This is a genomic window from Streptococcus cristatus, assembly GCF_001578775.1.
GTDB lineage: Bacteria > Bacillota > Bacilli > Lactobacillales > Streptococcaceae > Streptococcus > Streptococcus cristatus_A.
Genome location: NZ_KQ969064.1, coordinates 57,933 through 67,029, shown reverse-complemented (window position 1 = coordinate 67,029; position 9,097 = coordinate 57,933). Strand labels below are relative to the sequence as shown.

At 44.2% G+C, this 9,097-nt stretch carries 9 protein-coding genes and 2 pseudogenes; 1 reads left to right on the top strand and 10 read right to left on the bottom strand.

Annotation, left to right across the window (positions count from 1 at the left end):
- The 10 genes and pseudogenes from SCRDD08_RS12040 to tmk all read right to left on the bottom strand — a co-directional run.
- Positions 1-661, bottom strand: a pseudogene (locus SCRDD08_RS12040) (transketolase); the annotation flags it as partial.
- A gap of 198 nt (positions 662-859) precedes the next feature.
- Positions 860-1,102, bottom strand: a complete 243-nt coding sequence (locus tag SCRDD08_RS09645; protein ID WP_005592291.1) for a hypothetical protein — start codon at positions 1,100-1,102, stop codon at positions 860-862.
- A 164-nt stretch (positions 1,103-1,266) separates the two neighbouring features.
- Positions 1,267-2,202, bottom strand: coding sequence for a peptide-methionine (R)-S-oxide reductase MsrB (msrB, locus tag SCRDD08_RS09640; protein WP_061423496.1), 936 nt, complete (start codon positions 2,200-2,202; stop codon positions 1,267-1,269).
- 167 nt (positions 2,203-2,369) lie between these two features.
- On the bottom strand, positions 2,370-2,723 hold the full coding sequence (locus SCRDD08_RS09635; protein ID WP_061423495.1) for an arsenate reductase family protein: 354 nt from the start codon (positions 2,721-2,723) through the stop codon (positions 2,370-2,372).
- A gap of 135 nt (positions 2,724-2,858) precedes the next feature.
- On the bottom strand, positions 2,859-4,034 hold the full coding sequence (locus SCRDD08_RS09630; RefSeq protein ID WP_061423494.1) for a 3-phosphoglycerate dehydrogenase family protein: 1,176 nt from the start codon (positions 4,032-4,034) through the stop codon (positions 2,859-2,861).
- 12 nt (positions 4,035-4,046) lie between these two features.
- Positions 4,047-5,139 (bottom strand): annotated as a pseudogene (serC, locus tag SCRDD08_RS09625) (3-phosphoserine/phosphohydroxythreonine transaminase).
- Between the two features lie 139 nt (positions 5,140-5,278).
- The gene (rsmI, locus tag SCRDD08_RS09620) at positions 5,279-6,145 is read right to left on the bottom strand and encodes a 16S rRNA (cytidine(1402)-2'-O)-methyltransferase (RefSeq protein ID WP_061423493.1); all 867 of its coding nucleotides are present in this window, start codon (positions 6,143-6,145) and stop codon (positions 5,279-5,281) included.
- Positions 6,146-6,147: 2 nt separating this feature from the next.
- Positions 6,148-6,465: a DNA replication initiation control protein YabA gene (gene yabA, locus SCRDD08_RS09615; protein WP_005591852.1), complete on the bottom strand. Its 318-nt coding sequence runs from the start codon at positions 6,463-6,465 to the stop codon at positions 6,148-6,150.
- 9 nt (positions 6,466-6,474) lie between these two features.
- Positions 6,475-7,377: a DNA polymerase III subunit delta' gene (locus SCRDD08_RS09610; RefSeq protein WP_061423492.1), complete on the bottom strand. Its 903-nt coding sequence runs from the start codon at positions 7,375-7,377 to the stop codon at positions 6,475-6,477.
- Positions 7,374-8,012 (bottom strand): dTMP kinase, encoded by a 639-nt coding sequence (tmk, locus tag SCRDD08_RS09605; RefSeq protein ID WP_061423491.1) that lies wholly within the window; start codon positions 8,010-8,012, stop codon positions 7,374-7,376. The genes SCRDD08_RS09610 and tmk overlap by 4 nt, the downstream gene beginning before the upstream one ends.
- A 180-nt stretch (positions 8,013-8,192) precedes the next feature.
- Here tmk and SCRDD08_RS09600 point away from each other — a divergent pair, with 180 nt between their 5' ends.
- Positions 8,193-9,080: a YitT family protein gene (locus tag SCRDD08_RS09600; RefSeq protein ID WP_061423490.1), complete on the top strand. Its 888-nt coding sequence runs from the start codon at positions 8,193-8,195 to the stop codon at positions 9,078-9,080.
- Positions 9,081-9,097 lie beyond the last annotated feature (17 nt).

The following is a 9,097-nucleotide window of genomic DNA, read 5'->3' as shown; positions in this document are numbered from 1 at the left end:
CAAGGTCTGTTCCGTCTTCCACCAAAGCAGTGTGCCATCCATAAGCCTCATAGCGGGCACGAACATTTTCTGTAAAGGAATCCTTGGTTTCCCCATCTAAGTTGATATCATTTGAATCATAGAGGACAACCAGCTTGTCCAGCTTTTGCAGACCAGCGTAAGAAGCCGCCTCAGCTGAAACTCCCTCCATCAAATCGCCATCACCACAGATGACATAAGTGTAATGGTCGAAAATCGGATAGCCTTCACGGTTGTACTTAGCAGCCAAGAAACGCTCTGCTTGAGCAAATCCAGTCGCTGTAGAAATTCCTTGTCCCAATGGTCCAGTCGTCGCATCAACTCCAGCTGTATGACCAAACTCTGGGTGACCTGGTGTCTTAGAGCCCCATTGGCGGAAGTTTTTGATTTCCTCCATGCTGACATCTTTAAGGCCAGACAGGTGGAGCAAGGCATAAAGCAACATAGAGCCGTGTCCTGCAGATAGAACGAAGCGATCGCGGTTAATCCAATTTGGCTCTTCTGGATTGATACGCAGCTGTTTGGTAAATAGGTCGTAAGCCATCGGCGCAGCGCCCATAACGACGCCAGGGTGACCTGACTTAGACTTTTCAATCGCGTCAATTCCTAAAAAGCGAATGGCATTAACAGATAATTGTGACATTGAGTTCTCCTTATAAAAAATTTAGCGGGCTGCTACAACCAGCAGACATTCCTACGCTCATTTTTCTTATTTCCATTATATGAAATTTTTGCCTTTCCTGCAATAATGGAAAGGCCATTCTTTCCTTCAGTAAAAGAATCCCACAAGCAAGCACTCATAGAATTCTAGTTATATATATTTCCCTGTAAAATTGGCTACTTATTGAATAGTAATGCCGTATTTTTCATGATTTTCTTCGTACCAATTAATCAGAGCAATAGCCGTTTGATAAGTAATATTTTTAATTTTGCTGCTACCTTTGACCAGTGTCAAGATACTCATTTTGCTGATGTTGGCATCTGTCGCCACACGATAGCTGGTCAAAACTCCATCGATTAGTAATTGAATAACAGCTTCTACCTTTTTATAATCAGACATTGTAGTAATATCCAATTTCTCCATTTTGCATTCCTTCCATAACATTTATCTTTTCCTAACCATTATACACTTTTCTATGGTATTTACATATATAAATGCTTGGAGCGTTAGAAAAGAGGAAATTGGTTGATTTTTGCTATCCAGTTTAGCTAGATTTTGAAAAGGTTGACAAGCGACAAAAGTGAGTATTAGTCCATATAGGATAGCAGGTAGCCGTAGCCTTCCTCTTCCATTTGCTCTCTGGGAATAAATCGCAGAGCTGCTGAGTTGATGCAGTAGCGCAAACCACCTAACTCCTGCGGACCGTCGGTAAAGACGTGACCCAGATGGGCATTTCCCGAGCGACTCCGTACTTCTATTCGCTCCATGCCATGACTCAAATCTTGATAATATTTGATAACCTCGCGAGCGATAGGACGAGCAAAACTAGGCCAGCCACAACCCGATTCAAACTTGTCAGCCGCAAAAAAGAGTGGTTCGCCAGTTGTCACATCAACATAAATCCCTGCCTCAAAAGTGCTATTGTAAGCATTATGGAAAGGGCGCTCCGTTGCGCTCTGCTGGGTCACCTGATACTGCTCCTCACTTAGCACTGCTTTGAGTTGCTGCTGGCTAGGCTTAGGATAATGACCCGCATCTACCAAGGGCTGCTCAGCATCCTTGACATTGATATGGCAATAACCCGTCGGATTTTTCTTGAGATAATCCTGATGATAATCCTCGGCCAAGATATAATGGCGCAAGGGCTCTAGCTCTACAGCCAAATTTTGTCCTAATTGCTCCTCCTGCTCAGCAAAAACCTGCTCGATAATGTCACGATCTTTCTCACGGACATAGTAAACACCTGTCCGATACTGACGGCCAATATCATTCCCCTGTTTGTTGATAGATAAGGGGTCAATGACTCGGAAATAGTAGAGCAAAATTTCTCGCAAGCTGATTTCATCTTCATTATAAATCAACTGCACCGTCTCCGCATGGTCGGTCTGGTGAATGAGCTGGTAGTTGGTGGACTCTACTTGCCCATTGGCATAGCCTACTGTCGTCTCCTCAACGCCTTCAATCCGAGAAAAATATTCCTCCAAGCCCCAGAAACAACCGCCTGCTAGATAAATTCCTGCCATAAACATCCCTCCAATCGTTTCCTCTATTTTCTCATAAAAAGAAGAACTTTTATAGGATTTTGATTGGGACTTTCTTAGAAATCATATCAAATACTGCGCCTCTATGGATTAGCCAAATTCAATAGTTTCAGGAAAATATAAAAAGACAGGAAATTTCCCATCTTTGATTAAAGTTTTAATTCCTTGTATTCGGTCCGATAGCCAACTTGCACAATCCGATCATCTTGGACTAGCAGCGGTCGTTTAATCAGCATGCCGTCGGTCGCCAAGAGTGCGGCTGCCTCCTCAGCAGAAAACTGAGGTACCTTATCCTTGAGCCCCAATTCTCGGTACTTGATACCACTGGTATTAAAGAAAGACTTAATCTCCAAATCTGAATGAGTTATCCATTGCAAAAGTTGCTCTTGGCTAGGCGTTTCCTTGACAATATCCACCGCTTCAAAGTCCAGTCCTAATTGATTGAGCTCAGCCTTGGCCTTGCGACAGGTAGAGCATTTTGGGTATTCGATAAATTGTAACATGGTTTTTCCTCCATCCCTATGATAGCCCAGCTAGTTCCTTCTTGTCAAGCTGAGACTCATTAGAAAAAGCCGACAAGCGAAAGACTTATCGGCTGATACAGACTTATCCCCTAGGGAAGTATAGTCTGTTTTATATTATTTCTTAATCAAACGCACGCGCACAATATTGTCGCTATTCTCAAATTTATCAACCAAGTCCTGAATCTTGCTTTCGTCTGACTCATCCAGATCCAGCAAAGTATAAGCATAATCACCCTTGGAACGATTGATAATATTGTCGATATTGATATTCAAATCACTGACCGCTGTTGAAATCCGAGCCACAATATTCGGTACATTTTTGTTAATCAAGGTAATCCGATAAGGCGCTGAGAGAGCCTGACGGACATTAGGGAAATTCACTGAGTTAATAATCTCCCCCGTTTCCATGAAGCGTCGGATGGTTTTCCCAGCCATAATGGCACAGTTGAGCTCAGCTTCCTCTGTCGAGCCACCCAGATGCGGAAAGACTGTAATCTGCGGATGACGGAGCAGCTCTTCTACACCGAAGTCTGTGATATAGCGTTTGATAACACCTGTTTCCAAAGCTTCAAAGAGGGCGGCATTGTCCACCAGTTCTCCACGGGCAAAGTTGATAAGGGTTGTTCCCTTTTGCATAAGACCAAAAGCAGCCTGATCAAAAGTAGCACGTGTATCCTCAGTCAAGGGCACATGAATGGTGATGTAGTCGCTCTTCTCAAAGATTTCTTTGATGTCCGCTACCCGCTTGACATGGCTAGAGATATTCCAAGCCGTTTCAATGGATACATAAGGATCATAGCCTAGGACATTCATTCCCAGACGATAGGCATCGTTAGCAATGCGGCCACCGATAGCTCCTAACCCTATGACTCCCAAAGTCTTCTCTGCAATTTCAGTACCTGCAAACTGCTTCTTACCAGCTTCTACTTGCTTGGGAACATCATCACCAGAAAGGCCATTAGCCCAGCTGTTAGCTGCGATATAGTCACGGGCAGACAGGAGAATGGAAGCCAAGACTGCTTCTTTCACCGCATTGGCATTGGCTCCTGGCGTGTTGAAGACCACGATTCCCTGCGCTGTTGCCTGGTCAACAGGAATATTATTGGTTCCTGCACCTGCTCGCGCAATGGCTTTGAGCTTGCTTGGAAAATCTTGTCCATGCAGGTTTTGACTGCGCAGAATATACGCATCTGGATTGTCAGACTTATCTCCGTCAATCTGAAAAGCATTGCCCAGCTCCTTAAGTCCGAATTGATTGATATTATTAAAGGTTTTGACACTAAAGACCATAGCTCCCCTCCCTTAAGAATTTTCTTCTTCAAATTTCTGCATAAAGGCAATCAAGTCCTTGACACCTTGGAGCGGAAAGGCATTGTAGAGACTAGCTCTCATGCCACCTACACTGCGGTGCCCCTTGATATTCTTAAATCCTGCTGCAGCAGCCTCTTTGTTAAACTTAGCATCCAGCTCAGGGCTAGGAGACACAAAGGGGAATATTGGCGACTGAGCGCTGCTCCTTGTAACGGACTGGACTGCGGTAAAAGTCCGAATGCTCAATGAAGTCGTACAAAAGGCCAGATTTTTCACGATTGCGCTTTTCCATTTCTGCTACGCCACCTAGCTCCTTGACCCACTCAAAAACCAGCTTGGCCATATAGATGGCGAAAGTCGGTGGTGTATTGTAAAGAGAGCCATTGTCCGCCTGAATGCGGTAGTCCAGCATACTAGACAGAACTGGTTCATCATTGAGCAAATCCTCACGAATGATGACTACTGTCACGCCGGCTGGTCCGATATTCTTCTGAGCCCCAGCATAAATCAAGCCGAAATCCTCTACTCGGTACTGAGCAGCCAGGATATTAGAAGACATGTCCACCACAATCGGCACGCCATTGGTCGCAGGCAGGTCATAAATAGCCGTTCCTTCAATGGTATTATTTGTTGTCAGATGCACATAAGCCGCCTGCGGATCAATCTCCTTTTCATCAAAAGAAGGAATTTCCGTGTAATTTAAGCCCTCTGACGAAGCCAAGAGGATAGGCTCAAAAGGCACGATCTTAGCCAGCTTGACAGCTTCTGTGTAGGCTTTCTTGCCCCAAGAACCAGCCACTAGGTAATAGGCCTTGCCGCCTTGGGCTAGATTAAGGGGAATCATGGAAAACTGAGTAGATGCCCCACCCTGCAGAAATAGCACGCGGTAATTGTCCGGAATAGCCATGAGCTCACGCAGCAAGCTCTCCGCTTCTTTGATAATGTCGTCAAATTCTTTGGATCGGTGGGATACCTCCATCACGCTCATGCCGCTTTGGGCATAGTCTAAAAACTCAGCCTGAGCTTTTTTCAAGACTTCCTTGGGCAATACTGCCGGTCCAGCAGAAAAATTGTAAATGGTCATATCCTACCTCCAAAAATGTATTTTGTCTATCATATCACAATGTTCAGAAAATTTCTATAATTCTTTCAAAGATATTTTGCCTTTTGGGGAATTTCCGAACAAAAGGAGGATTTTGAACAAAAAAACTAGTCGAATAGGACTAGTTTCTGTCTTCTTCATGATAAAGGGCATAGAGTTGGCTTTTATTACGCCCGTATTTTTTGGCCACTTCTTTAATAGCCTGATTTTTCTTGCTACCGGATTGAACCAAGCTGTCAATTTCAGCCAATAGTTCTACATCCGCTTTGTCTTCCTTCTCCAGACTTGCACCAGCCACAATCAGGAGGCACTCGCCCTTGAGTGCATTCTCGGCCAGATAGTCTATCAACTCAGAAATCCTTCCTCGTTGGTATTCTTCATAGATTTTGGTTAATTCCCGAACCAAGACCACCGAGCGGTCGCCGTAAACTTCTAGCATATTTCCCAACGTAGCCTTGACCCTGTGAGGAGATTCGTAAAAGATCTGTGTCTCTGGATAAGACTTTTTACTCTCGAAAAATTCCTTCTGCTGTCCAGACTTACGAGGCAAGAAACCATAAAAAATATAAGGCTGAGGCGCTAAACCACTGGCAATCAAAGCGGAAATCCCTGCGCTGGGCCCCGGAACCGTCACCACAGCAATGTCCTCAGAAATAGCCGCCTTGACCAAATCATGACCCGGATCCGAAATGCTAGGCAAGCCAGCATCGGAGACCTGGGCTAGATTTTGCCCTGATTTGAGCAAGTCCAGCAAGATTGGTATCTTTTCCTGAGCATTGTGCTCATGAAAGCTGATTTGCCGCGTCTCAATTCCAAAGTGTTTGAGCAGAAGGCCCGTATTTCTAGTATCTTCAGCCACAATGATATCCACTTCCTTGAGGGTATTGACCATGCGAATGCTCATGTCATCCATATTTCCAATGGGAGTCGCTACCAAATACAGTTTGCCGTAGGGCGACTGTCCCTTAAAACTCTTTTGAATCTGCATTTCTACTCCCTGAATAACAACTCATCGCAGAACATGCACTCTGCATCGTTTTCTCGGCGTTGACCATAGAAATCTGTACACACATGAAAACCATCGTAGTACAGTTTGCGAAGGTTGTCCCGATTTTTATTGATTTTAACCGGTGCTGCTTGCTCTACCTCACCTAGCCGCTCTCTCAGCTTATCATTTTCTAGCTGGAGGACGATATTTTCCTCGACGACACTCTTGAGATTTTTCTTGATGGCCTCTACCTCGGCAAGGGTCACTAAAAGCGTCTGAGAAAAATCATCCAAGGCATCAAATAGTTCTTTTTTATTCATTATCTGCTCCTATCTTGCTTGGGCACTGGCTTTTAAAATCATATATTCCAGAGCATTTTGAAAAGATACATTGGCTCGCCACATCTTCTTTGCTTCTAAGAGATCTTCCAGTTTCTTGCGACCTATCTCGCTTCCAAGTTCCTTGGCCAGCAAGACTTCCAAGATTTTAAAGGCTTGCTCCTGTTTATCCTTGTCCTCAGCTAGTTTAGCCAGCTTGGCCACTTGGAGATAAGCCTGATTCTCATTTGTCAGGGCAGCCTTGACAAATCGCTGACTCTCACTGACCAGCTCAAAGAAAGACTTGTTGGACACCAACTGATCGGCCTCTTCCTGGGTCTGACTATAAGCAGCCAGCAACTCAGCCTGACTTTTGATCAAACCAGCCTCTTCCAGCTGGTGCTGGAGAGCTGCCTGATTCTTCCGAAAGTGGAAAATCTGCGTTCGACTCTTGATGGTAGGCAAAATCAGATGCTCATCGGCTGTCAAAAGAAAGATGTAAATCTCACTTTGGGGCTCTTCGATGACTTTGAGGAGGGAATTAGCGGCATTGATGTGCATCTTATCTGCATCACAGATAATAAAGACCTGTCTGTTGCCCTCCATACCGCTCTGGGAAAAACTTCTCACCAGCTCACGAATGCGCTCGGTTTTGATAATGCCATTCACCGGACGCACAACCGTCACATCTGAAAAGTCCTCGCTCTCAATCAAGCAACAAGCCCGACAAGTACCGCAGGGCCAAACTCCCTGACGATTCTCACAAAAGAGACTCTGGGACAAGGTCAAAGCCATGGCAAAACTAGAAAAATTTCCCGAAAATAAATAAGCATGATTGAGCCGCCCTACTTCTAAGATTTTCTGAAAAGTCTCTGTAAGCTGAGGCTGGGCCTGACGTAAATCTTCTACTGTCATTTTTCTTTGATAAAACGTATTTTGATAGCTGCCAAACTATCCGCCACTACTTGCTCCAGCGGCTGACTAGCATTTATCTTGACGACACGTTCTGGTTCCTTTTCTAAAATAGTCAGATAGCCTTGGCGCACGCGCTCATGTAGGTCGAGACCTTCCATATCCAAACGATTGACTTCGCGCTCCTTATTTCGAGCAATGCGAGCCAGACCTTCCTTGACATCAATATCGAAATAGAGGGTCAAATCTGGCTTGAGTCCATCAGTCGCAAACTGGTTGAGCCATTCCACATCGTCAACTGCCAAGCCCCGTCCATAGCCTTGATAAGCTACCGAGCTATCAATAAACCGATCTTGCAAGACCCATGTCCCTTGCTCTAGGGCAGGCAGAACCTTCTCCGCCAGATGCTGACGTCGGCTGGCAATATAAAGCAGCAACTCCGTCTTAGCATCCATGGCTGTGTGCCCCTTATCCAAAATCACCTCGCGGATTTTTTCAGAAATAGCCACACCGCCAGGCTCTCTCGTCGTTAGCAACTCACAGCCCATCTCTTTCAGCTGAGGAAGCAAAGCCTCTAAAACACTGGTTTTCCCAGCACCTTCTGGCCCTTCTAGCGATATAAAAACACCTTTTTTCATCGTTTTCCTTTTACATTCATTCTGCCAATGGATACAGAAATTCCTATTTTGGTCTATGCTTTATTGTACCAAAAATTATCCCAAAAGCCCATAGAAGAATTTCTCGAAAATTATTTCATATTATTTTCAAAAATGAAAACTTTTGATAAAATAGAGTCAGAAAATTCTTAGGAGAGTCTGATGTTTAAATTTAAAAATATACTGGCCATCATTCTGGGGGCTGGAATTTTTTCTTTTGGGATTCATTATTTGGTGATTCCTTTTCACTTGTATGAAGGCGGAGCAACGGGGATCACCTTGATTGTCTACTACCTGTTCAAGATTCCTGTATCAACTACCAATTTGGTCATCAATATCCCACTCTTTATTCTCGCTTGGAAATTACTGGGAAATCGCACCCTTTACCTTAGTATTTTAGGAACCTTCTCTGTATCAGCTTGGCTTAAACTATTCGAGTTGCTACCTGCTTCCAAACATTTACAAGACTATTTCTTCTCTTCCTTGGATGGCGATGTCTTACTAGCCTGCCTTGGAACGGGAATTATTCTTGGAGTTGGTCTAGGCATTATTTTCAATGCTGGAGGAACGACTGGTGGTACCGATATTGTAGCTCGTATCTTCAATAAATATACCAGTATCTCCATGGGCCGCCTCATGCTGACAGTGGACTTTATCGTTATTTCTCTGGTTCTTTTAGTCTTTAAAGATCTGCGCATGGTTTCTTATACACTCATGTTTGTCTTTATCACCTCTCGTGTTATTGACTTGATTGCTGAAGGTGGTTTCGCGGGCAAAGGCTTCCTGATTGTCACCAGCAAACCAATAGAACTAGCTGAAGCCATCAATGAAAAACTTGGAAGAGGCGTTACCTATCTGCAAGGACAGGGCTTCTATAGCAAGCAAGATTTGCAAATCGTTTATTGTGTTGTCTCTCGTAACGAAATGCAGCAAATGAAGAAACTCATCAATGACATCGATCCATTTGCCTTTACAACTATTACAGAAGCCCATGAAATCTTAGGAGAAGGCTTTACCTTAGACTCTAATAAACAGCCTATCGTCAAATAAATTAATCCTACAAAAAA